The organism is Pedobacter sp. UC225_65, from assembly GCF_042698365.1.
Taxonomy (GTDB): Bacteria; Bacteroidota; Bacteroidia; order Sphingobacteriales; family Sphingobacteriaceae; genus Pedobacter.
This window is the reverse complement of the sequence record NZ_CP170550.1, coordinates 1,762,205-1,787,033: the sequence shown is the minus strand read 5'-3', so window position 1 is coordinate 1,787,033 and position 24,829 is coordinate 1,762,205. Positions and strand designations below refer to the sequence as shown.

The window sequence follows — 24,829 nt, the reverse complement described above, 5'->3', positions numbered from 1 at the left end:
ATATAATATTATTTAAAACTTGGTTTGTTGATCTGTTTTCTTGCTGATCAGTAACAAGCCGATAAAGGTAATCAATCCATTGACCAAAATCAGTTCTACACTAAATACATAACCTCCCAACAAAGTTGTAGAATACATATTTAAGAAATAACAAACCGCAGGCGATAGTAAACATACAATCGGCACCAATTTGTCGTGTATGCCACGGTTCTTTACAAATAGACCAAAACTATATAACCCCAAAAGTGGACCGTAAGTATAAGAGGCTACTTTAAATATGCCTTTAACTACCGATTCGTCGTTTACGGCATTGAACAGCACGATCACAAAAAACATCAATAACGAGAAGCCTACGTGTACCAGATGTCTCCTTTTCACTGCATTTTCTTTATGTAGGTTTTCTTTTTTATCCATGCCCAAAAAGTCTACACAGAAAGAAGTCGTTAAAGCAGTTAAGGCACTATCAGTAGTTGCAAAAGTGGCTGCGGTTAAGCCCAACATAAATACAATTGCGGGGATGGTGGTTAAATGGTTCAGCGCAATTTCTGGGAATAGAAAATCTGTACGTGGTTTTCCGGTAACATGATCTAATGGAATTTCGATGCCATTTTTTGTTGCAAAAACATATAACAAAGCACCTACACTTAAAAAGAAGATGTTCAATATTACAAATACCCCTGTAAAGGTGAACATGTTTTTTTGTGCCTCGCCAATGGTTTTCATACTCAGGTTTTTTTGCATCAAGTCTTGGTCTAGACCAGTCATGGCGATCGTTACAAAAATACCACCCAATAAAGCTTTACTAACGTGGAAACCATTGGTTAAAAAGTCTTCGTAGAAGAAAGTCTTAGAATAACCACTATTTTTGATGGTTTCAAAGGCTTGAGGTATGCTCAGGTCTAAACTATTACAGATAAAATAGATGGTCAAAAACACAGACAAAACCAAAAAGAAAGTCTGCAAGGTATCGGTAATGATGATGGTTTTTAATCCACCCTTAAAGGTATAAGACCATATCAAACCTAAAGAAATCAATACAGTTACCCAAAAAGGCACACCATATGAATCGAAGATAAAACGTTGTAAAACAATCACAACCAGATATAACCTAAAAGCAGAGCCAATGGTACGGCTGATCAAAAAGATAGAAGCAGCGGTTTTGTAACTGTAATAACCTAATCGCTTTTCTATATAACTATAAATGGAAGTCAACTGCATCCTGTAGTACAAGGGCAGCAATACCGTAGCAATGATGATAAAACCAATGGCATTGCCCAGTACAAACTGAAAGTACTGGAACTGGTTGCCCGCAGGGGCGCCAACTTCTCCGGGTACAGAAATGAAAGTAACACCAGAAAGCGCGGTTCCGATCATTCCGAATGCGACCAGGTACCATTTAGAATTTCTGTTGGCCAAAAAGAAGGTAGAATTATCAGATGACTTTTTAGAGGTAGCAAATGCGATGATGATCAGCAGTAGGAAATATCCGATTAAAAACGAAAGTAGTATGGTTGGGCTCATAATTTATATTTAGCTGTTAAATGTAAGAAATTCCAATTTTAAATCAATTGCCTAGGGGAAAATAAATTGATCAGCAAGCCAATATCCCTCTGTCTATGCCCTCAACTATTAGCTATGTTGTATTGTGCTTTTTTATTAAATTTGTCAAATGAATTTTTCTTCTCAACTGCTAGAAGACGCAGTAAACGAATTTGCAAAATTACCAGGTGTGGGGCAAAAAACGGCTTTACGTTTGGTACTGCATCTATTGAACAAAGAGCAAGAAGAAGTTTCGCATTTTGGCAATACGCTCGATCCGCTTAAAAGCAGAGATCAAACACTGCAATGTTTGCCACAATATTTCCGATGATCAGACCTGTAGCATCTGTATCGCCGTAAAACGTGATAAAGAAACGATTTGCGTAGTAGAAGATACACGAGATGTGATGGCGATAGAAAACACCAACCAGTATTTTGGCGTGTACCATGTATTGGGTGGGCTAATTTCGCCAATGGATGGCATCGGTCCATCAGACCTATTTGTAGATACTTTGGTGCAACGTGTGGCCACCACACCCGTAAAGAGATCATACTGGCCTTAAGTGCAAACATGGAAGGCGATACCACTCTTTTCTATCTTCATAAAAGGTTAAAAGATTTTCAGGTGCCGATCACTACCATTGCCAGAGGTATTGCTTTTGGTGGCGAATTGGAATATGCAGACGAAATCACCTTGGGTCGCTCTATCATTACCAGGGTTCCTTACGAAGGTTCTTTTATCAAATAAGCTGGCCATGATGAAGAAATCAATTCTAGGTGCTGAGCCATTGTTCGTCATTTCTTTAGCTCACCATCATAACAAATCGACTAAAATACAAGCACACAAAGCTTATTTTGCAACAAATTAAAGATAAATGGACTTTAAAGATAAAGTAGTTGTCATTACAGGTGCCTCATCAGGGATAGGTAAGGCACTGGCCGAAGAATTGGCCAAAAGAGGGGCAAACCTGGTTTTAGGTGCGCGTCAATATGTAACACTTTGCGAGATCACTGCAGCGCTTGAAACAAAATACCAGATCAAGGCATTGGCTGTACAAGCAGATGTAAGCAAAGAAGAAGATTGCGAACAGTTGGTCAAACAGACCTTGGTTACTTTTGGTAAAATAGATGTATTGATCAACAATGCGGGTCTTTCTATGCGGGCTTTGTTTAATGACCTGGATTTGTCGGTGATCAAAAACCTAATGGATGTGAACTTCTGGGGAACGGTTTATTGTACAAAATATGCTTTACCAGAAATCCTAAAAACCAAAGGCAGTATCATTGGCGTATCTTCTATTGCAGGTTATAGAGGTTTACCTGGCAGAACAGGTTATTCTTCATCCAAATTTGCAATGAATGGTTTTATGGAATCGTTACGTACCGAACTCCTTAAAACAGGTGTACACGTGATGGTGGCCTGTCCGGGTTTTACCACTTCAAACATACGAGTAGCCGCTTTGTCGAAAGATGGCGCTGCACATGGCGAAACAAGTATGGAAGAAGGTAAAATGATGAGTGCCGAAGAGGTGGCTGTACGCATTAGTGATGGGATATTAAAAAGAAAACGCACTTTGATCATGACAAGACAAGGAAAACTAGCCGTTTGGATGAATAAACTCTTCCCTGCATTTACAGATAAAAAAGTATTTGAGTTGTTTGCCAAAGAGAAAAACCCATTGATTCGGTAGTTTATTGGTTCATTAGTTCATCCGTTCATTGGTTCAATAGGAAATAGTTTGCAACTGCCAACCCACAACAGCCAACTCAAAACTTGTATGCGTTTCAAAATTATCTTTATGGTTTTTGCTTTTTTAGGACAGGTCTTTCTGGCTCGGCCCAGGTTAGGGTAGAGAAAAATATCAATTATGCCGGTAATACCGAAATCGCAAATACATTAAACATTTATCATAAAAAAGGTGATGTACAAAATCAGGATGTCATTGTTTTTATCCATGGCGGCTCATGGAGTAGCGGTAAAAAAGAGACCTATTGGTGGTTGGGTAGAAATCTGGCCAAAAAGAACATCGTAACCGCTGTGATCAACTATCCATTGGCACCCAATGCCACCTACAAAGAAATGGCTGCGGCAAGTGCAATAGCCGTTAAATGGGTAACAGCTAATATTAAGGCTTATGGAGGTAATCCTAACCGTATCTTTTTAATGGGTCACTCGGCTGGTGGTCACCTCTGCGAATTGATCAATGCGGATCCACAATATTTTCAAGCACTTGGGATGGAAAACCCCATCAAAGGAGTGGTTTTAGACGATGCTTTTGGACTGGACATGGACGAATACCTGACCAAGGCCGAAAGGGACGATAACTACACAGACTTTTTAAGGACCTTTAGCACAACGCAACAAAACTGGCAATTGGGTTCGCCGCTATATTATGTGAAAAATATAAACAATCCGCATCTAATTTTTTATGGAAGCAAGACCTATCAGGCCATACAGCTTCAATCAGAGCGGATTTACAAAACCTTACAGACCCAAAATGTTCCGGTAAAACTAGAAATCATTGAAGGTAAAAAACATGTGGGTATGATCAGTCAAATGATTTTTGGAGGCAATAGGCTTTATAAAAGTATCCTAGGTTTTTTGGCAGAAACTAAATAAAGTGTTCGACTGCCCCTGGTTCGTGTCGACACGAACCAGGGGTCTATTTAACTTTTAAACTCTTTAAAACATAACTGCCATCTGTATTCCTTACAAACTCGCCAATAATGTTTTGGTTAGTAGAGGCTACGAGTTGTGCAAATTCAGTACACAAGGTGCCACAATCAAATTTGATCTTATTTAAGATTACATAATCACCAACACCTATATTTCCAGTAAATAGGTTTGTTCCATTGGCTCGCAAGTTTACTTCAAAGCTGGTATTGTCTGCCACTTTTGTTTTAGAAACGATCTTTCTCAGTTTTAGTCCACTGCTCAGTGCGGCATCACGCTGATAAAGGTTCATGACATCAATGTCGTAGATATAACCAGGTTCATAAACGAAATCATCAATGTAAAAATCCTTGTTTTCCCAGGTATTGCCACCAATGGTTTCTTTTTCTTGCGTTACATAAACAAACTTATTGTTCACAGCCTGTTTGTAATGGTTGATCCTAAGGCGATAATATGTAAATGTCTCGTTGTTATGGTCCTTCTCGCAAGCAAGCAGCGTGCTGGTCAGCACAAAAAATAAGGCTAATTTTGATAAATGTTTCTTCATAGATCAGGGTAGTGGTACAAATATAAAAAACGTAAAACGTAGTTCAGCTCTTTTAAATTGTTTCGATGGCGCTCAATCTGGACAAGTCTAAAACCGTAGTGCCATCCTCATCATGGAAAAAGGCAGGAGCAAACCTGGCATTGTAGATAATGTTCTCATCCAAATAAGAGGCCCTACTGTGTACCGTTTGCGAGAAAGTATCATCAAATGCCTGTAACAAGACAATGATTTCGGCTTCACCATTGATCAGTTCTTCGCTGGTTATTCCAAACAATGGACTGTTTTCGTCTATCGGGTGCACCACGGTCCAGCTCAAACTTAACAGCCCAATTTTACTCCTTTCCAAATCCAGGGGCAAAAATGTCCGCTTTTTAACGCCATTTACCAACTCATTTATTGTAAATACCACCTGCACAGAAATTTCGATCAATTGGTTGTTTCGCCCATTGGCCAGTCTGAACATCAGTGCAGTAATATCTTTATATGGTGCCACCACCATGTTTTTACTGTAGAAGACCTTGGCATTTGGTCTAGAAAAACGACCGTACAGTAAACCTGTGGCCAAAGCAAAAGCCAATAGCCCCAGCATCGATTCAAAAGCGGCAATACAGCTCGTTATAAAACCACTCGGACTGATATGTCCATAACCCACCGTAGAGATGGTTTGCGCCGAAAAGAAAAAAGCACTAAAAAACTGGTCGCGAAAGGTAACACCTTCGGCACCTTTTAGGTTTTCGATACCTACACCTACATAGATCCCAGCAAATAAGATGTTTACAATAAGGTAGGCAATCACAATAATAGACATAAACTTTGTCCATGACATCGAAATCAACCAATTATAAGTGTCTGCAGAACGAAAAAAGGGTAGGCCGATACGTTTAATGTTCGAAGTTCCATCCGCATTCATCATTCTTTGGTCTTTGCCCATCGGGCGGTTGCCAAAGCCTAGATGATCACCATGATGTACTTTTCGTTTGCTGAATGCCATAATCCAAAATTATTTTTGAGAAACATTTTGCAAATAATAAAAAAGTATTCCATATTTGTTGAAGAATGATACAAGTAAACGTAAATAAAAACTGGTGGTGGCATAACGCAATAGCGTGATGTGATCCTTTTGTATACGTTTATTTTTTTATAAAAATATTTTAGAGGGTTGCTTGATAAAGCAGCCCTTTTTTGTTTTAAAGCCATGAAGAAAATACTGAACCACCTTTTTGAAAATAAAACCTTTAGCAGGGAAGAAGCACAGAAAGTACCTGACTTCAATCTCTTTGGGCGAATTTAACAGCTCGCAGATTGCCGCCTTTATTACCGCTTATGGGATGCGGAACATTACCGTAGAAGAACTGCAGGGTTTTAGGGATTCGATGTTAGAACTCTGTTTGAAAGTTGATTTTACAGACTTTGAACTCGTAGACTCTTGCGGCACAGGTGGTGATGGTAAAGATACGTTCAACATTTCTACCTTGGCCTCTTTTGTAGTGGCTGGGGCAGGCCATAAAGTTGCTAAACATGGCAATTATGGTGTTTCTTCTGGTTGTGGTTCTTCTAATGTAATGGAGTACCTAGGTTATACTTTTACCAACAACGAAGCTCTGTTGAAACGCAGTTTAGACCATGCGGGTATCTGTTTTTTACATGCACCTTTGTTTAATCCTGCCATGAAAACCGTAGCGCCTATCCGTAAAGAACTAGGGGTGAAGACCTTTTTCAATATGTTGGGACCAATGGTCAATCCAGCACAGCCCAAAAATCAGATTGTTGGCGTATTTAGTTTAGAATTGGCCCGTTTATATGCCTATCTCTATCAACAGACAGATAAAAACTATACCATTATCCATGCGGTTGATGGTTTTGATGAAGTTTCTCTTACCTGCGATTTTAAAACCTTTAGTAAAAAAGGAGAAGCACTCAATCGCATAGCCGATCTGGGTTTTGAAGAGGTGAGTGAAAAAGAGATCCAGGGTGGCGATACGGTAGAATCTTCAGCCAAGATCTTTACCAATATCTTAAATGGAACAGGCACCGATGCACAGACCAATGTAGTGCTTTGCAATGCGGCTTTGGCCATCCAGACCATCAAACAAGACGTTTCTTTTGCAGATTGTTTTTACGAAGCAGAAGAAGCCTTGGTGAGTAAAAGGGCATTAGATAGTTTTAATAAACTGATAAATGTGCAATCATAAAGATGATTAATAATTAAAGCCTTAAGAAATAATAAGTACTTAGATTAACTAAGGTAAGGTGGTGAAAAGATAATGTATAACTTAAAAAAAAAAAATTACCATCTAAGACACCTAAGAAAAGCTTAGAGATTGAACTAGGAAAATAAAACCTAAATAGTAATCTCAAGTGCTAATGTTAAAAAGAATAAAAATGAAATTGAAACTGAAAATCTGCGGAATGAAACAAGCTTCGAATATTGCAGCAGTAGCTGCCTTGGAGCCAGATTACATGGGTTTTATTTTTTACCCTAAATCGCCACGTTTCATTAGCGAGATTTCGGCAGAGCTAATTAAATATGTACCTCCATCTATTCAAACTACAGGTGTTTTTGTAGACGAAGAATTGGAAATAGTTAAAGCTTACATCATTAAATACAATTTAAAGGCTGTGCAACTACATGGTAAGGAAACCGTTGACTATTGTGCAGCCCTCAAAACAAGTGGGGTTGAAGTCATCAAAGCTTTTGGTATCGATCAGGATTTCGATTTTCAACAATTGGCACCTTATGTAGATGTAGTAGATGCATTTTTGTTCGATGCCCAAACCCCTGCACATGGTGGGTCAGGGAAAGTTTTCGATTGGACCTTGTTGGCAGCCTATCCTTTTAACCAACCTTATTTTTTAAGTGGAGGAATAGACTTGGTACATGCAAGCACCATTAATGAAATTAAGGTACCCTAGGCTTTATGCGATCGACGTAAATAGTAGGTTTGAGCTAGAGCCGGGATTAAAAGATGTAGAGAAACTGAGAGAATTTATAACAGTATTGAATTAAAAAACAAATCCCAATTGAAAATTGAAACATTTCAATCTAATGGGAAAAAAAGATAAACTATGGAATATTTTGTAAACGAAAGAGGATATTACGGAGATTTTGGAGGAGCCTACATTCCCGAAATGTTATATCCAAATGTAGAGGAGCTTAGACAGCAATACCTATCCATTATCCACGATGAAAGTTTTCAACAAGAATTTAAGGCTTTATTGAAAGATTATGTTGGTCGCCCATCTCCTTTGTACCTGGCCACACGTTTATCGCAAAAATATGGAGCAAACATCTTCCTTAAAAGAGAAGACTTGAACCATACCGGAGCGCACAAGATCAACAATACCATTGGACAGATCTTACTGGCAGAGCGATTAGGTAAAAAACGATCATCGCCGAAACGGGAGCTGGACAGCATGGTGTAGCAACAGCTACGGTATGTGCCTTGCGTGGTTTAGAATGTGTAGTTTATATGGGCGAAGTAGATATCAAACGCCAAGCGCCAAATGTGGCCCGTATGAAAATGCTGGGCGCTAAGGTTGTTCCCGCAACATCAGGAAGTAAAACCTTAAAAGATGCAACCAACGAGGCGATGAGAGACTGGATCAATAATCCTGTAGATACCCATTATATTATCGGCTCAGTAGTAGGGCCACATCCATATCCTGATATGGTAGCCATTTTCCAATCCATCATTTCTGAAGAGACCAAAAAACAATTGCTAGAACAGACAGGTAAATCTACACCAGATTATGTATTGGCCTGTGTAGGCGGTGGCAGTAATGCCATGGGAATGTTCTATCATTTCATCAATGACGAAGCTGTAAAACTGATTGCCGTTGAAGCTGCGGGTAAAGGTGTAAGCTCTGGGTTTTCGGCCGCTACCACTTTATTGGGTAAAGAAGGTGTTTTGCATGGAAGCAGAAGCATCTTGATGCAAACTCCAGATGGACAAGTGGTAGAGCCGCATTCGGTTTCTGCTGGTCTAGATTATCCGGGCATTGGTCCACAGCATGCACACTTGTTTAAAACTGGTCGTGGACAGTACGTTTCCATTACTGATGACGAGTCATTAAACGCCGGACTATTACTTACCCAACTAGAAGGATGATCCCCGCCATAGAAAGTGCCCATGCCTTGGCTTATTTAGAACACATGAAGTTTAAGGCCAACGAAAATGTGGTGGTGTGTTTATCAGGTAGGGGAGACAAAGACATGGAAACCTATATGAAACACTTTAATTTATAATTGCGTATCGAGATGTGAGATACAAGACTTGAGCCATTAGAATGCATAATTATTACATCTCACGTCTTACATCTCCCATCTTACATTTTACAACCTCCATCTTACATCTCAAAATATGAACCGATTACAAGAACTCTTCAACCATAAAAAGAAAGATATCCTTTCTATCTATTATACCGCAGGTTATCCAAACTTGGACAATACCATGCAAATTGCAGAAGCCCTAGAAAAAGCAGGAGCAGATTTTCTGGAAATTGGCTTCCCCTATTCAGATCCTGTGGCAGATGGACCGACTATCCAGGCCAGCAGTAAACAAGCATTAGATAATGGAATGACCTTGCATCTGCTTTTTGAACATTTGAAAGACCTCCGTCGAACGGTAAAGATTCCCATATTATTAATGGGTTATGTTAATCCGGTGTTGCAATTTGGTGTCGAGAATTTTTGTAAAGCCTGTAAAGAAGTGGGTATAGATGGGTGTATCATTCCAGATCTTCCTATGTACGAGTATGAGGAGCTGTACCAACCTGTATTTGAGGCCAACGGGATGAGTAATATCTTTTTGGTTACACCACAAACGTCTGAAGAGAGGATCCGTAAAATCGATAGCCTCAGCAATGCCTTTATCTACCTGTTGTCTTCTGCGGCTACCACAGGGCAAAACCTAGATGTTTCTGCAAATGCAAGGATTTATTTTAGTCGTATTCAAGCGATGAACCTAAAAAATCCACTGATGATTGGTTTTGGGATTTCTGATAAACAGACCTTCGATGCCGCCAACGAATATGCGAGTGGCGCTATTATTGGGAGTGCTTTTGTAAAATGTTTAGCCCAAGGAGACCTTGAAGAAAATGTGAAAACATTTATGAAAGCTTTTAGAGGTTGATCAAAATATAATAACTTAACATAGTCATCAATAGATTACACCATATAGATAATGCTATTTTAATCAGTTTATTCCTATGTGTACTATGTCTCAATGTGGTCAGAAAATGTTAGGACAGGTTAGTGATATGATTAATAAATACACCACATAGGAAGATAGGCCACATAGATTTACTAGTGTGGTACAATGCTATTTTAATCAGTTTATTCCTATGCGTATTATGTCTCTATGTGGTCAGAAATGTTAGGACAGGTTAGTGATATGATTAATAAATACACCACATAGAAAGATAGGCCATATAGAATTAATTGTTATTCCATGTGGTGAAAAAAATGTTAGAACTAGATCAGTTGATGGGACGAACCGATTTTTTGATACCAATGCTCTTCAAATAGACAAACCCTATTACTCCAGAGATGACAGAAGCACAAAGGATGGCAAACTTGGCTTCAAGGATATGGTCTACATCGTTAAAAGAAAGCAAGGCGATAAATATCGACATCGTAAAACCAATTCCTGCCAACATGCCTACCCCAATAATATGTTTCCAGTTGGCACCAGAAGGAAGTTTGGCCAATTTTATTTTTACGGCAAACCAAGAGAAAAACGTAACACCTAAAGTTTTACCCAAAAACAGACCTGCAATAATACCCAAAGCAAGTGGCGAGGTCAGACCATCAACCATTTCACGTTGAAAGGTAATGTTGGTATTGGCCAATGCAAAAATTGGCATGATCAAGTAATTTACAGGAAAGGTCAAAGCATGCTCTAATTTTTCTAAAGGAGATTCGACGGCCGTAGTGTTGGTAGGGATGGTAAAAGCCAATAAAACCCCTGCAATGGTGGCATGGATACCCGAATGATGCACAAAATACCACAGAAAAATACCAGATATCAGGTAAAACCATAAAGATTTGACCTTCAAATAATTTAAGGCCAACAATAAGGCAAATACGCCACCAGCCATTAACAGGTAATCCCAGTGGATCTGGGCAGTATAAAAAACAGCAATGACTAAAATAGCGCCAAGATCGTCAGCAATGGCCAAGGCAGCTAGAAATATTTTTAAAGAAGCCGGAACGCTTTTACCCAACATCACAATGATCGCCAAAGCAAAAGCGATATCAGTGGCCATCGGAATTCCCCATCCAGCAGCAGTGGCCTCGCCTTTGTTAAAAAAGAAAAAGATCAGCGAAGGAACAATCATTCCGCCAAATGCGGCTAAAACTGGTAAAGAAGCTTTTTTTATGCTAGATAGTTCTCCTTCTAATAACTCTCGCTTGATCTCTAAGCCAACCAACAAGAAAAAGACAGCCATTAAACCATCGTTGATCCAAGCAGAAATACTGTAGCTTACAGCAACAGAACCTATATTAAAACCAAGTTCTTTCGCTAAGAAACTAGAGAAGCCATTGGCGCTGGCAGAGTTTGCAATAAGTAAAGAAATTACAACACAGATCAAAAGCAATAAGCCTCCAATTTTTCCAGATTCGAAGAATTTCTTAAAAACAGTGAAGTTGATTTTATTCGCCATGTGCTAAAAATAGGGAAATATGTGATAGGAGGCAATTATTAAATCGCCGACATCCTTCAGGTCCTTTGTACTAGATTAATGATATTTTGGTGGCAGTGGTTATAGAAAATCTTCAAGATTTCCTTTACCCTCACGGATAACCTCAAAATCGCCAGATGTACAATCGATTACTGTTGAAGCTTCATTGTCGCCATAACCGCCATCAACTACTACGTCAACCAATTCCTGATATTTCTCGTAGATCAATTCAGGGTCAGTAGAATATTCTACCAGTTCATCCTCATCTTTGATAGATGTAGAGATGATCGGATTGCCCAAAGCCTCTACAATACTTCTCGCAATTACATTATCAGGTACACGGATACCAACTGTTTTTTTATTGGAGCTCAGCAATTTCGGCACATTGTTGTTGGCATTAAAAATAAAGGTAAATGGGCCTGGTAAAGCCTTTTTTAATACCCTAAAAACAGTGGTGTCTATCGGTTTGATGAAATCGGAAATATGCCTCAAGTCAGAGCAGATGAAAGAAAAATTAGCTTTTTCAGGTTTGATGCCACGTATGCGGCAGATCTTTCGATCGCCTTTTGGTTGGTGATGTCGCAGCCCAGCCCATAAACAGTGTCGGTAGGATAGATGATGAGGCCTCCTTTTTTTAACACTTCTACAACCTGTTCAATGGCTTTAGGGTTCGGATTTTCTGGGTAAGTCTTGATTAGCATACTCAAAAATAACAAAAATAAGCCGCTACTTGTTTAATATCATTAGATTATAATTACATTTAATATGATCGAAAACTTGTTCTCCAATAAGGGTATGTTTAATTTTGGGTTTAGATAAAATCGGCATCCCTTTATTTAAAAACTCATTTAATAAAATAAATTATCAGCTCTATACGATAAGTACAACTTGTTAAACATTTATAAGATATGAGAAAAGCGTTTGTTGCCATTGCTGCATTTTTAATTGCACTAACCGTAATGTTAGGCCTGTATCAACCATTTTTATGGTGGACTTTTTTATTTACTGGTCCATTTGTTTTGTTGGGGATCTATGATCTGTATCAGCCCAAACACAGTATCGTAAGAAATTATCCTGTATTTGGTAGATTGAGGTATTTTATGGAAGAGCTGAGGCCTAAAATCTATCAATATTTTGTAGAAAGTGATACCAATGGCAAGCCATTTAGCAGATTAAACCGCTCATTGATCTATCAAAGAGCCAAAAAGGATAACGATACCATTCCCTTTGGTACCCAATTGGATGTCTATGAAAATGGATACGAGTGGTTAAGCCATAGCATTGCTGCCATCAGTCACCATGAGCTTGACCTAAGCCCAAGGGTAATGGTAGGTGGCCCCGATTGCAAACAACCTTATGCTGCCAGTATTTACAACATTTCGGCCATGAGTTTCGGCTCACTTAGTCAAAATGCAATCCTTGCGCTGAACGGTGGCGCCAAAATGGGAGGTTTTGCCCATAATACTGGAGAAGGTGGCATCAGCGATTACCATGCAGGACCTGGTGGCGACTTGATCTGGCAGATCGGAACTGGTTATTTTGGATGCAGGCACCATGATGGTTCCTTCAATTACGAAGCTTTTGCAGAACGATCACAAACGCCAAATGTAAGAATGATTGAAATCAAGCTATCGCAAGGTGCTAAACCTGGCCACGGGGGTATTTTGCCGGCTAAAAAAGTAACGCCAGAAATTGCTAGGATACGTTTGGTAAAAGAAGGTTTTGATGTCATTTCTCCGCCGGCACATGCCGCATTTTCTACACCATTAGAAATGATGGACTTTGTGAAAAAATTAAGAGAACTTTCGGGAGGTAAACCTATAGGTTTTAAATTATGCATCGGTCGCCGAAGCGAGTTCTTTGCCATTTGTAAAGCCATGGTAGAAACGGGTATCTATGTCGATTTCATTACCGTAGATGGGGGAGAAGGCGGTACGGGTGCGGCACCACAGGAATTTTCAAATGCGGTAGGTATGCCTTTAAGAGAAGGCGTGGCCTTTGTATACGATGTTTTAACAGGTTTCAATCTAAAGAAACACATCAAGATCATTGCTTCAGGTAAAGTATCATCAGGATTTGATCTGGTTAAAAACATTGCACTGGGTGCAGATTTATGTAATTCGGCCAGAGGGATGATGTTTGCCCTAGGTTGCATACAAGCATTAGAATGTAACAGCAATACCTGTCCAACGGGCGTGGCCACACAAGATGCAAGTTTAATGAAGGGCCTTGTTGTAGAAGACAAAACAGTGAGGGTTTTCAATTTCCATCGTTTAACCGTTCAAAGTGCGGTAGAACTATTGGGTGCTGCAGGTCTGCGTCATCCTCATCAGTTGACAAGAGCCTATATCAACCGCAGGATAGGCCAAAATGTGATGCAATCTTACATGGAAACCTTTCCTTACATACCAGAAGGAAGTTTATTGCAGACACCTTATCCTTCGCAACACGAACTGGGAATGACCTTAAGTACTTCTGCTAGTTTTGCCCCTACAGATTATAAGGTTTCATTGGTCGATTATCAACACGCAAACCCGCACCAATAACAATCAACCACCATACGAAATGATTACCTATCAAATAGAAAACAACTTAGATGCGGAAGAATTTGTAGCCGTGCTTTCAAATTCAACCTTAGGCGAAAGAAGGCCCATCGATGAGCCAGAAAGAATTGCAAAGATGTTGGCGCATGGAAACCTGATTGTGACAGCTAGAATTGAAGGGAAATTGATCGGTGTGTCTCGTTCGTTGACGGATTTTGCTTTTTGTACGTATTTATCGGATTTAGCTGTTGATGAAGCCTACCAAAAACAAGGCATAGGGAAGGAGCTCGATCAGACAGACAAAATTAGCTACGCCAGAAGCGAAACTTATTTTGTTGGCTGCGCCAAAAGCGATCAACTATTATCCAAAAACAGGGATGAAACAATTCGAGTATTGTTTTCTTCTGGATGATGTAAATGAATTAAAATAAAAGCCACTAAAAACATGATACATAAAAAGGTCGCTTAGCATTACACTAAGCGACCTTTTTTGAAATTATATCTTTCTAACTTTCGGTCTTTTTAAAACTCCGCACTTTTCGGGAACCTAGGGAAGGCGATTACATCTCTGATATTGGTCATTCCGGTAACAAATAGTACCAAACGCTCAAAACCTAAGCCAAAGCCAGCATGCGGTGCAGTACCGAAACGACGGGTATCCAAATACCACCATAACTCTTCTTGTGGGATGTTCATTTCTTCCATTCGTTGAGTTAATTTATCCATACGCTCTTCACGTTGCGAACCACCAATCATTTCGCCAATACCAGGGAAAAGGATATCCATTGCCGCTACAGTTTTGCCATCATCATTCATACGCATATAAAATGATTTGATGTCTTTAGGGTAATCTGTTAAAATAACAGGTTTTTTGAAATGTTTCTCTACCAAATAACGCTCATGCTCACTTTGCAAGTCAGCTCCCCACTCATCAATCAAATATTTGAATTGTTTTTTCTGGTTAGGTTTAGAATGTTTTAAGATCTGTATGGCTTCTGTATAAGTTAAACGTTGAAATTCATTGTCCAAACAGAAGTTTAACTTTTCGATCAATGATAACTCACTTCGCTCTTGTTGTGGTTTAGTCTTTTCTTCGTCCAACAAACGCTCGTTCAAAAATGCGATTTCATCCTTACAGTTGGCCAAAGCATAGTTGATTACATATTTCATCATGTCTTCTGCCAATTGCATGTTGTTCTCCAAATCTGCAAAAGCAACTTCAGGCTCAATCATCCAAAACTCGGCCAAGTGGCGTGTGGTATTAGAGTTTTCTGCTCTAAACGTAGGACCGAAAGTATAAGTCTGGCCAAAAGCCATGGCAGCCAATTCGCCTTCTAGCTGACCAGAAACCGTTAAGTTGGTGGCGCGGCCAAAGAAATCAGCAGAGAAATCTACTTTTCCATCTTCTGTACGTGGTGTATTGTCGAAATCTAAAGTAGTTACCTTAAACATTTCGCCAGCACCTTCTGCATCACTTGCAGTAATTACTGGTGTATGCATGTAAACAAAACCACGCTCGTTATAAAATTGATGGATGGCAAAAGCCAAAGCATGACGAACCTTAAAAACTGCATTAAATGTATTGGTACGGAAACGCAGATGCGCTTTCTCCCTTAAAAACTCTAAACTATGTTTTTTTGGTTGTAAAGGATATTCTTCAGCATTGCTATCACCAAGGATTTCTATCGTTTTTGCTTTCACATCAACCTTTTGCCCTTTGCCCAACGACTCTACCAAAGTACCTACAACGGCAATGGCAGCACCAGTGGTGATCTTTTTAAAAGTTCTTCTGGCGTATTGGCAAAATCTACTACAATTTGGATATTGCCCATGCAAGATCCATCATTCAATGCTATAAATTGGTTGTTGCGAAAGGTACGAACCCAACCCATTACTTTAACTTCTGTATCAAATGCTGTAGAATCCAGCAGGTCTTTTATTTTTTCTCTCTTGATCATGCTCAATAGCTTTATAAGGGCGTCAAAAATAAGGATTTAAACCTAAAAAACCTTATTTGTTTGGCCCTAAGTTTTTATTAAATCATTTTTTCTTTACCAGCTAATATGATTAAGTTTGTTTTTCCTAAACCCTATTGTTGATTGTGTTAGTTCTCGGAAAAAAACTAAACGGAAAAAAACTTATTGGCGACCCTAATTTATTTTCTTTAGAAGAGAGGATATTCAACACCGTTTGTATCATTGCCTTCATTACGATGTGCTTTGAAGTGCCTTTTAATTTTTTCATAGGTTTAGTTGTGCCAGGCTTTCTGTGTGTTTTTGGTGTACTCTTCTCTGCCTTCCTCTATTATCTTTCACGCTTTAAAAGAAAGTCTTCTTTAGGCATCAAGGTATTCTGTATTGTCTGCAACATCTGTTTTGCCATCAATTATTTTTATAATTCGGGTATATATGGTCCTAACCTGTTATTGTTCGCGCTGGTGTTTTTAATGATTGTGGCCATCATCCCTAAAGCCCATTTCAAGATATGGCTACCAATGAATGTCATTTTGGTATTTGCGATCTTGATTGCTGAATATCTTGATCCTCAATTGATTCCAAACGCATACGCCAATCCGTTGAATAAAGCCATAGATTTTGGTACGACCTATCTCGTTGTAGTGGTATTGATCTATTTTGCAATCAGCTACATCCGAGAAAATTACGACTATGAAAGGGTTTCGGTACTGAAAAAGAACATTGCCATAGAAACACAGAACACCAAGATCATCGAACAAAATAGTGAGCTAGAAAGGTTACATATAGAAAAAGATAAACTGTTCTCTATTGTTACGCACGATATAAGATCACCTTTAAGTTCTATACAAAGCTATTTGGAAATCTTAACCGAACATGATTTAAGTCAGGCAGAACGTATAAGTTTAGAACAACAACTGCTTCAGATCACTAGAGATACTTCAGATATGTTAACCAATGTATTGTCGTGGTCTAAAACCCAAATGGAGGGGGCGCATGTTGAGCTAACGGTTTTATCAGTAACGGAAGCATTAAATACAGGTTTAAGTATTGAAAAAAGCATTGCCGTTAGAAAAGGAGTGACGCTTAATGTGGTCAATAATCAACAATTATCGATTATAGCCGATCAAAATATGTTTCAATTGGTATTGCGTAACCTGGTAAGCAATGCCATTAAGTTTACGCAACCTGGTGGTTTGATTACGGTAAGTACATCAGAAGAAGATGGCTATTGCTGTGTCATGGTGAAGGATAACGGGAAAGGAATTGAAACGAAACAACAAGAACAACTGTTTAAGCTCAAAGCATCCTCAACATTTGGTACCCATAACGAAAAAGGTATTGGCTTAGGTTTGTTGTTGTGTAAAGAATATACAGATCTGCAAGATGGTAAGATCTGGTTTGAAAGTAGGGTAAATGAAGGGTCGACCTTTTTCCTTTCTTTTAAGCTTGCCTAATCCATTCAGTTGATCGGTAATAAGATAAAAAACGAAGCGCCTTTGTCTTTTCCTTCGCTCTCTGCCCAAACCTTTCCATGGTGTAGTTCGATCAGCATTTTAACAATAGATAATCCAATACCATTTGAGTGTTCTTTGCCCGTAGGTGTGGCACTTAATTTGGCAAACTTAACGAATAACCTGTCCATGTCTTCAGGGAGTAGACCTTGTCCCTGATCTTTAAATTCGATCAATACCTCTTTATTTTCGGTTTCCTTTACGTAGATGTGAACTGCTGTGTCAGGATTTGCATATTTTAAGGCATTACTGAGCAAATTTCCAAAAGCATCTTGTAGCCTGGTGGCATCGGCCAAAATGAGGGAGCGGCAATTGCAGGAGTCTTGATGTTTTGTTTTTTCTGATTGGCAATCAATTCAAAATTCTTTTTCACCGTAGTTAAGGTCTCCAAGATGTCTACTTCGCTCATGTTCAGCCTAAAACTACCATTTTCAATTTGAGAGAGGTCTAGCAGGTTGTTTAGGTTGGTCAATACGTTGTTGGCTGCGGTCTTGATCCTGTCTGCAAAATCCGCAACAATTTTAGGGTCATCGGCCTTTCGTTTGATCAGCTCGGCAGAAAGAGAGATGGTGGTATTTGGATTTTTAAGGTCGTGTACAATCCTGTTCATCATGTCGGTTTGCGTACGTAGGGCTTTGCGCGATGCCAAACGGAGCTCCAGTTCGTCCATTACAATAGAAGATAAAGTCTCCAGCATTTTGAGTTGCTGCGGACTTACATCCCTTGGTTGTGTATCTAAAACGCAAAGTGTACCTAGCTGCAGGCCTTCGGTTGTCCGCAATGGTGCCCCGGCATAAAATCTTACCCCGTTTTCCATGGCTACAAAAGGATTGTCTATTAACTCTGGTATGTCTAGTGTATTCTCGATCAATGTGACGTTTTCATTTAAGATCGCAACCGAACAAAAACTGTCTCTTCTGGCAATTTCGGTGGCCGCCAAAGGACTGATATTGGTTTTAAAGAAAACACGTTCACGGTCTACAAAAGTTACTTGGGCAATGGGTGTATCGAATATCTGCGCGGCAAGAATTGCGATTTTATCAAAAGTATGTTCGGCAGGAGTATCCAAAATATCGTAGCTATGGAGCTTATGGATTCGATCTTCTTCGTTTGTCGGAATTAAAGAACTTGGAAACTGGAAGCTGCTCATATATCTACATCTATTTTTGACGAACAAATATAACGTAATGCGGTGAACTTTTTTTTGTGATGGTTTTTTCGGTTATTTTTGTTTTTTATGTAAAATTCTTATTTTTTTAAGTAAAAACTTCTAATTATTTAGATTTATGTGTTTATTTTATGTTTTGTGTCGTTATTTTTTAGTTTAAATTCAAATTATTGATAATTATATATGTTTTTAAGTCAGTTTATTCGGTATTTTTTAATTAAAAATAGATTTTTAGTATAAAATATGTGTATTTTGTTATTAAAAATCTTAAAAAAAAATATATTTATGTGTTTTTTTAATAAAATATGTTTATATTTGAACTGTTCATACAAAAAAGTACATTTATATTTGGTTTGATTAAAGCTCTGGTTGGATGGCCAGAGCTTTTTCATTTCTTAAATAAATTAAAATAGAGATGGGCCTTGATTTTGCTTGATTATAATAACCCAAACTTCAACTATAAAAAAAGACCAGCCGAATTTCGACTGGTCTTATCTATTTTAAAGCGGTTAAGCTTTCTTTTTCTATTTTAATCCTTATGCCAATACTTTGCTTACCAGGTCAGCTGCATCTTTCAACGCAATTGCCGAATAAACTTTCAAGCCAGAATCGTCGATCAGTTGTTTAGCTTCTACAGCATTTGTACCTTGTAAACGACAGATGATAGGAACTGGAACGTTACCAATCTCTTTATAAGCATCAATCACACCTTGCGCAACTCTGTCGCAACGTACAATACCACCAAAAATGTTGATCAATATGGCTTTAACATTAGGGTCTTTCAAAATGATATTGAAACCTGCTTTTACCGTAGTTGCATTAGCTGTACCACCTACGTCTAAGAAGTTGGCAGGCTCGCCACCAGCAATCTTGATGATATCCATCGTAGCCATTGCTAAACCAGCACCATTCACCATACAGCCAACGTTACCATCAAGCTTAACATAGTTCAAATTGCTTTCGCTAGCTTCAACATCAGTTGGGTCTTCTTCCAGTTTATCACGCATTGCTGCATAATCAGGATGACGGAACAATGCGTTTTCGTCTAAGTCAACTTTTGCATCAACAGCGATGATCTTATCGTCACTGGTTTTTAGAACCGGATTGATTTCGAACATTGAAGAATCTGTAGCGTCATAAGCTTTATAAAGCGCAGTAATAAACTTTACCATTTCTTTATGGGCTGCACCAGATAAACCTAGGTTGAAAGCAATTTTACGTGCTTGGAAACCTTGTAGACCTACTCTTGGATCAATTTCTTCTTTGAAGATCAAATGAGGCGTGTGTTCTGCAACCTCTTCAATATCCATACCACCTTCAGTACTGTACATGATAATGTTGGTTCCGTTGGCACGGTTCAACAAAACACTCACATAAAATTCTTTGGTTTCAGAAGGACCTGGGTAATATACATCTTGGGCAACCAAAATTTTGTTTACTTTTTTACCTTCAGCACCAGTTTGTGGCGTAACCAATTGCATACCTAAAATGTCGGTAGCTCTTTGTTTAACTTCGTCTAAGTTTTTAGCTAGCTTTACACCTCCGCCTTTACCTCTACCACCCGCATGGATTTGTGCTTTGATCACAACCCAATCAGAGTTATAGTCAGTTTTCATTTTCTTAGCCGCTTCTACAGCTTGGTCAACAGTATCAGCAACAATGCCTTCTTGTACAGCAACGCCAAAACTCTTTAAAATTTGTTTACCTTGATATTCGTGGATATTCATTTGCTCAAAAATTTGCTCAAATCTACAATTTCAAAAGCTTTATACAAATAGCAACCTGCATTTTAACACAAAGTATTTACTTTTAAAGTATAAAGTACCTGATAGAAAGTAAAAAGATATTCTAGCTATTGATTAATTATCTTGAGCCGTGTATTAAGAGGTCGTTCCTAGACATCTATTGTTGTTCTGTTTTGTTTCTAGCCTTAAGATAAAGATGTGTACGCCAATCGTTGTAATTCCACGAAAGCCATGAACCTTCTCCCCATTTTTCATTGAAACGGTCTATTCTTCGGTCAATAAGTTTGTTGAATTTTTCAATCTGACGTCGCTGTCGTTCCAAAATGAATTTGTTTTTGTCAAATGGTATTTGGGTAGTATCGATTTTTATGGAATCTGTAGGTTTAGGTTCAATGATGTTTTCGCTGAGCTCAGCTGAAGAAGAATAGGCATATTTTTCAAGTATGGCTCTGTTCTCATCTATCAGCGGTAGGGTTTTGTCCGATAGTTCCATCAGATGTTCAACATCCAAGGCGATGCGGTTTCTATGATTGATGTTGTAACTGGCAATAAAGACATCCCAATTGACAAAACTGGTTGCCAACAGTAGGATATACCAGATTATTCCATTTGTTTTGCACAAGTAGAAGAATGTTTTTCGTTGAGCTACCTTGATATAAACGGTAATTAGGCCGATGGTACACAGCAGCAAGAAAACCAAAACCCCGATCCTCTTATAAGTTAGCCCATTTACATCAATGTAGTAGTAATCCCTAAGCAATACCGATAAGACCAGAAATGCATTTTGGATGATCCAGATGTAGGCCAATAAACGGATGGTTTTGTTTTTGCTGTAAAAGTTAAGATTACCATTAAAGAAATAAAGGATAACCAACATGGCCATAATGATGCTGATGATCAAAGCATTGGTGCCTCCATGTAGTTCTTCCGAATAATTAACTAAAATAGTCCCTGCAGGCTGTGGCAACCATAGTTTAACAATATCAATGCAGTTCAAAAACAATAGCAGCAGGTTTAAGGCGGTAAAAGAGATGATACCGATTACATTTTCGGTCTTGAGCGCAGTTTTTCTGGTGAGTAGATTTCCAGCGAAAATTGCCACAATATCATAAACTACATGAAAACTGGATTTTTTCTTTCTGCTACGGATCAATTGTTCCTTAAAGCCCAGCTCTATCTTTTCGAGGCTATTATTTTGATGTTTGATCAAGATGGCGGCTGTAACAATGATTCCGAAGATGATGTGGAGGAAACGGATAAGACTCAGGTCGGCAAAAAGAAAGCTGAAAATGGCATCGAAAAAGTTTGCTATTTGAGAACTGATCTGGCTGAGGTAGCCATCAAATACAGGGTTGGCAATGCGATATAAAACGCTAAATAAAGTCAATGCAATGATTGGAATAATGATGTACTTGATCGGTTTGAGGATGGGCTTGAGCGAAAAATTACCAAATCGGGCATTTAAAGCTCTTTTGATAAGGTTAAATGGGGCAGTGACCATTTGTAAAAAGAAGGCCAATAAAGCGGTGAAAATACTTCTCAGGAGTTGATAATGTGCAAATCCAACAAAAAGAGCCAAACTAATGTACCAAGAAACGATAGACAGTGCTGAATTGTTAATGACTACCAAGGTGCCTGCCAACAAATGAGCTGCGCCAAACCAAAAGAATTTCCGGCTTTTAACAATGTCTTTGTCCAACAACAAAAGTGCAATGATAAAAATGGAGTAGAGGAGAAGATTAAGCGCAAGCCAATCTACCCAAAAAAGAAAGTTGAAGAGTACCCCACCACCAATGGCAGCAAGGAGTTGTAGGTCTATTTGTTTTTTCATTGATATTAATTTTAAGTTGTTTGATTTTTTGAAAGTGCTTTGAATTACAAAGTAAATGGATAAAAAAAATTAGATGCTCTTGATCATTTTTTCTAAAGCATCTAGGTGTGCTTTAAATGCCTGTTTGCCTAAAGGGGTTATGGTATAGGTGGTATTTGTCTTGCGGCCAATAAATGCCTTTTGCACCTTTAAGTATTCGCCCTGCTCCAGGGTATTGAGGTGGGAGGCCAAGTTGCCATCAGTAAGTTGCAGCATCTGTTTCAGCTCATTAAAGCTCACACTGTCATTTACAATAAGGATAGACATTACGCCAAGCCTTATCCTGCTGTCGAATATCTTATTAAGTGCCGCTATTGGATTTTTCATCTTATTTGGCCCTTTCGTATTTGAAATACATCAACAAACCATAAAAAATATGCAGTACGCCAAATCCAAATGCCCAAAAATACAAACCATAACCTATGTTAAACATGGCGATGATACCTAGTATAGCCTCGCAGATACCCAAGTATCGGACGTCTGTATAGGTGTATTTGCCTGCATTGATCAAGGCCAAGCCATAGAACACCAAACAAGAGGGCGCAATTAGGCCGTAACTATTAGGATGTACAAAAATCAAAGATAAAATAAACAGCCCTCCGGCAATTAATGGGATAGCCAGGTTGATGAGCAGATTTTTGGATGTTTTGTCCCAAATTGGAAGTTGTTTCTTTTTGCTTTGACGATAAGTGAACAACGAACCACCAGCAAGCGCTACGATCAATACGCTGAGGCCTATTTTAAGTAGGTTAAATTCGATATCCAGATCGGCATCAACACCATAACCGTAATTTCCATTTAGGTATTTGACAATTTCGGTATGGGCAAGATAAGCACCAATCAATGCGATCGACCCCAGCAAAAACGCCCGATAATCCGCTTAAAGAAATAAACCTAGATGAACGGTCCATCATTTTCCTGATGTCGTTCAATGCATTTAACTGTTCTTCTTGTTTGCTCATATAGAAAGTGCTTTGTTTCTCAAAGTTACATAAGAATTTTAAAAAACAAAGGAACCATCTAAATTATTGTCAAATAATTTTTCTCTGCATAGCAGATTGGAAGATATAGCTTAAAACTACACTTACTAGGCAAGGTCATGCTATACCTTAATTGATTGTTTATTTATGGAGAAACATTCGAGTTTTCTTCGACACTTGTTCGAGCCCGCTTCGACTCTTCTTCGACTCCGCTTCGGGAGTTGTTCGAGTCCGCTTCGACTCCGCTTCGGGAATTGTTCGGTAAATACCCAAACAATAGTCGATGAACAATTGAAGTTATGCGCAAGCTTTGTGGGGCTTATTTTAAGGCTGTGTGTATGTAAAATCAAGAAGGGATGTATGGCAGAAAATAAGACGGCACAAAATGTTAATTTAACAATCTTAACAATTTAACAATTGTGTAACTTTACCAAATGCTAAAAGCTACAGGAATTAAAAAAGCTTACGGAACGCTGTCCATACTAAAAGGCGTAGATTTTGAAGTGGCCAAAGGAGAAATTGTGAGCATTATCGGTGCATCTGGCGCTGGTAAAAGTACGTTGCTACATATTTTGGGTACGTTGGACAAACCAGACGAAGGCACAGTTGAGCTCAAAGGTACGGTTGTCAATAAGCTTTCTGGCGAATTGTTAAGTGTCTTTAGGAATAAGAATATTGGTTTCATCTTTCAGTTCCACCACCTCTTGCCAGAATTTACTGCCTTAGAAAATATCTGTATTCCTGCCTATATTGCTAAAAGAAGCAAAAAAGATGCAGAAAAAAGGGCCTACGAGTTGCTGGACCTTTTAGGGTTAAAAGACAGGGCACAACATAAGCCAAATCAATTATCTGGAGGTGAACAACAACGTATTGCGGTTGCTAGAGCTTTGATCAATGATCCGGCTATTGTTTTGGCAGATGAACCTTCGGGCAATCTTGATTCGGCAAATGCCAATGCCCTTCATCAATTGTTCATTGACTTGAGGGATAATTTTAACCAGACCTTTGTAATTGTAACCCATAATGAAGATCTGGCAAAGATCAGCGATAGGGTAGTGACCATGAAAGATGGTTTTATCATATAAATAAGAAATTTGAAGATATTAATTACCGGCGGTACATCAGCTACGGCCTTAAAATTGTTAAAAGCTTTTACCGGACACCAAGTGGTGTTGGCAGATTATGGCGAGGTTCCCGCTTTTTCCTCTGCAGCTTATCGCATGATCAGTCTTGGTGCCAAAAATGAAGATACTTTGGCCCATACTTTACTGAACTATTGTTTGGACGAAAATGTAGAAGCGATCTTACCGCTACATCATTTTGAGCTAGTGCCAGTTGCCAAAAGTGCCGTGTTGTTCAAAGAGTTCGATATTGAGGTGTTATTGCCAAATCATGCAGCGTTGGCACAATATTCTAATTTGGGCAAAACAGAAAACTGGGCAGTATTTAATCAGGGAGAAACTATTTTCATGACACAACCAAATGAAATGTTAGTCCACAAAGCACAGACCAATCAACTAAGTGGTGCTTATTACTTTGATGCTACTGATCAAGAACCAAACCTAAGTCTAATAACCATTTAATTTTCCCAT

At 38.8% G+C, this 24,829-nt stretch carries 19 protein-coding genes and 5 pseudogenes; 12 read left to right on the top strand and 12 right to left on the bottom strand.

All coding sequences use genetic code 11. The features are described 5' to 3' along the window. Window positions 1-12: 12 nt before the first annotated feature. Window positions 13-1,521 (bottom strand): sodium:solute symporter, encoded by a 1,509-nt coding sequence (locus tag ACFJIZ_RS09355; RefSeq protein WP_379092721.1) that lies wholly within the window; start codon window positions 1,519-1,521, stop codon window positions 13-15. A gap of 148 nt (window positions 1,522-1,669) precedes the next feature. Between ACFJIZ_RS09355 and recR the strand changes: the two are divergent. From recR to ACFJIZ_RS09340, 3 genes and pseudogenes are all read left to right on the top strand, one after another. Next, a pseudogene (recR, locus tag ACFJIZ_RS09350) lies at window positions 1,670-2,287 on the top strand (recombination mediator RecR). A gap of 127 nt (window positions 2,288-2,414) precedes the next feature. Continuing rightward, window positions 2,415-3,230, top strand: a complete 816-nt coding sequence (locus tag ACFJIZ_RS09345; RefSeq protein WP_379092718.1) for an SDR family oxidoreductase — start codon at window positions 2,415-2,417, stop codon at window positions 3,228-3,230. Window positions 3,231-3,313: 83 nt separating this feature from the next. Then, the gene (locus ACFJIZ_RS09340) at window positions 3,314-4,159 is read left to right on the top strand and encodes an alpha/beta hydrolase (RefSeq protein ID WP_379092715.1); all 846 of its coding nucleotides are present in this window, start codon (window positions 3,314-3,316) and stop codon (window positions 4,157-4,159) included. A gap of 43 nt (window positions 4,160-4,202) precedes the next feature. Here ACFJIZ_RS09340 and ACFJIZ_RS09335 read toward each other — a convergent pair whose 3' ends face one another. Both ACFJIZ_RS09335 and ACFJIZ_RS09330 read right to left on the bottom strand, forming a co-directional pair. Beyond that, a complete protein-coding gene (locus tag ACFJIZ_RS09335) occupies window positions 4,203-4,760 on the bottom strand; it encodes a hypothetical protein (RefSeq protein WP_379092712.1) in 558 nt (185 codons plus the stop codon). A gap of 52 nt (window positions 4,761-4,812) precedes the next feature. Continuing rightward, window positions 4,813-5,751, bottom strand: coding sequence for an ion channel (locus tag ACFJIZ_RS09330; protein WP_379092709.1), 939 nt, complete (start codon window positions 5,749-5,751; stop codon window positions 4,813-4,815). A gap of 204 nt (window positions 5,752-5,955) precedes the next feature. On the opposite strand from ACFJIZ_RS09330, the pseudogene trpD reads away from it, so the two are divergent. From trpD to trpA, 4 genes and pseudogenes are all read left to right on the top strand, one after another. Continuing rightward, a pseudogene (gene trpD, locus ACFJIZ_RS09325) lies at window positions 5,956-6,952 on the top strand (anthranilate phosphoribosyltransferase). 190 nt (window positions 6,953-7,142) lie between these two features. Next, window positions 7,143-7,673, top strand: a complete 531-nt coding sequence (locus tag ACFJIZ_RS09320) for a phosphoribosylanthranilate isomerase (RefSeq protein ID WP_379092706.1) — start codon at window positions 7,143-7,145, stop codon at window positions 7,671-7,673. Window positions 7,674-7,826: 153 nt separating this feature from the next. Continuing rightward, window positions 7,827-9,006, top strand: a pseudogene (gene trpB / locus ACFJIZ_RS09315) (tryptophan synthase subunit beta). Window positions 9,007-9,121: 115 nt separating this feature from the next. After that, on the top strand, window positions 9,122-9,892 hold the full coding sequence (gene trpA, locus ACFJIZ_RS09310; RefSeq protein WP_379092703.1) for a tryptophan synthase subunit alpha: 771 nt from the start codon (window positions 9,122-9,124) through the stop codon (window positions 9,890-9,892). A gap of 346 nt (window positions 9,893-10,238) precedes the next feature. On the opposite strand, the gene nhaA is transcribed toward trpA, so the two are convergent. After that, entirely contained in the window at window positions 10,239-11,426 is a 1,188-nt protein-coding gene (nhaA, locus tag ACFJIZ_RS09305) for a Na+/H+ antiporter NhaA (protein WP_379092700.1), read from the bottom strand. Window positions 11,427-11,525: 99 nt separating this feature from the next. Then, window positions 11,526-12,145, bottom strand: a pseudogene (locus ACFJIZ_RS09300) (L-threonylcarbamoyladenylate synthase). 207 nt (window positions 12,146-12,352) lie between these two features. Here ACFJIZ_RS09300 and ACFJIZ_RS09295 point away from each other — a divergent pair. Together ACFJIZ_RS09295 and ACFJIZ_RS09290 are read left to right on the top strand one after the other, a co-directional pair. Then, window positions 12,353-13,990, top strand: a complete 1,638-nt coding sequence (locus ACFJIZ_RS09295; RefSeq protein ID WP_379092697.1) for an FMN-binding glutamate synthase family protein — start codon at window positions 12,353-12,355, stop codon at window positions 13,988-13,990. Window positions 13,991-14,009: 19 nt separating this feature from the next. Next, window positions 14,010-14,399, top strand: coding sequence for a GNAT family N-acetyltransferase (locus tag ACFJIZ_RS09290; RefSeq protein WP_379092695.1), 390 nt, complete (start codon window positions 14,010-14,012; stop codon window positions 14,397-14,399). Between the two features lie 110 nt (window positions 14,400-14,509). Here ACFJIZ_RS09290 and asnS read toward each other — a convergent pair. Continuing rightward, window positions 14,510-15,945: pseudogene (gene asnS / locus ACFJIZ_RS09285) on the bottom strand (asparagine--tRNA ligase). A 143-nt stretch (window positions 15,946-16,088) separates the two neighbouring features. On the opposite strand from asnS, the gene ACFJIZ_RS09280 reads away from it, so the two are divergent. Further along, window positions 16,089-17,417 carry an ATP-binding protein gene (locus tag ACFJIZ_RS09280; protein WP_379093972.1) on the top strand — a complete coding sequence of 443 codons (1,329 nt, stop codon included), beginning with the start codon at window positions 16,089-16,091 and terminating at the stop codon, window positions 17,415-17,417. A gap of 5 nt (window positions 17,418-17,422) precedes the next feature. Here ACFJIZ_RS09280 and ACFJIZ_RS09275 read toward each other — a convergent pair whose 3' ends face one another. The 6 genes from ACFJIZ_RS09275 to ACFJIZ_RS09250 all read right to left on the bottom strand — a co-directional run bounded on the left by ACFJIZ_RS09275 (window position 17,423) and on the right by ACFJIZ_RS09250 (window position 23,119). Then, on the bottom strand, window positions 17,423-17,731 hold the full coding sequence (locus tag ACFJIZ_RS09275) for a sensor histidine kinase (protein WP_379092692.1): 309 nt from the start codon (window positions 17,729-17,731) through the stop codon (window positions 17,423-17,425). After that, a complete protein-coding gene (locus ACFJIZ_RS09270; protein WP_379092689.1) occupies window positions 17,713-18,624 on the bottom strand; it encodes a histidine kinase dimerization/phospho-acceptor domain-containing protein in 912 nt (303 codons plus the stop codon). Before ACFJIZ_RS09270 ends, ACFJIZ_RS09275 begins: the two co-directional genes overlap by 19 nt. A gap of 554 nt (window positions 18,625-19,178) precedes the next feature. Then, window positions 19,179-20,369 (bottom strand): ADP-forming succinate--CoA ligase subunit beta, encoded by a 1,191-nt coding sequence (gene sucC / locus ACFJIZ_RS09265; protein WP_379092687.1) that lies wholly within the window; start codon window positions 20,367-20,369, stop codon window positions 19,179-19,181. A gap of 175 nt (window positions 20,370-20,544) precedes the next feature. Next, the gene (locus ACFJIZ_RS09260) at window positions 20,545-22,218 is read right to left on the bottom strand and encodes a DUF4153 domain-containing protein (protein WP_379092684.1); all 1,674 of its coding nucleotides are present in this window, start codon (window positions 22,216-22,218) and stop codon (window positions 20,545-20,547) included. A gap of 69 nt (window positions 22,219-22,287) precedes the next feature. After that, window positions 22,288-22,584, bottom strand: a complete 297-nt coding sequence (locus ACFJIZ_RS09255; RefSeq protein ID WP_379092681.1) for a winged helix-turn-helix domain-containing protein — start codon at window positions 22,582-22,584, stop codon at window positions 22,288-22,290. A gap of 1 nt (window position 22,585) precedes the next feature. After that, window positions 22,586-23,119 carry a hypothetical protein gene (locus tag ACFJIZ_RS09250; RefSeq protein ID WP_379092679.1) on the bottom strand — a complete coding sequence of 178 codons (534 nt, stop codon included), beginning with the start codon at window positions 23,117-23,119 and terminating at the stop codon, window positions 22,586-22,588. A gap of 552 nt (window positions 23,120-23,671) precedes the next feature. Between ACFJIZ_RS09250 and ACFJIZ_RS09245 the strand changes: the two genes are divergently transcribed. Further along, window positions 23,672-24,322 (top strand): ABC transporter ATP-binding protein, encoded by a 651-nt coding sequence (locus ACFJIZ_RS09245; RefSeq protein ID WP_379092677.1) that lies wholly within the window; start codon window positions 23,672-23,674, stop codon window positions 24,320-24,322. 9 nt (window positions 24,323-24,331) lie between these two features. Further along, on the top strand, window positions 24,332-24,820 hold the full coding sequence (locus ACFJIZ_RS09240; protein WP_379092674.1) for a hypothetical protein: 489 nt from the start codon (window positions 24,332-24,334) through the stop codon (window positions 24,818-24,820). The last annotated feature ends 9 nt before the right edge of the window (window positions 24,821-24,829 follow it).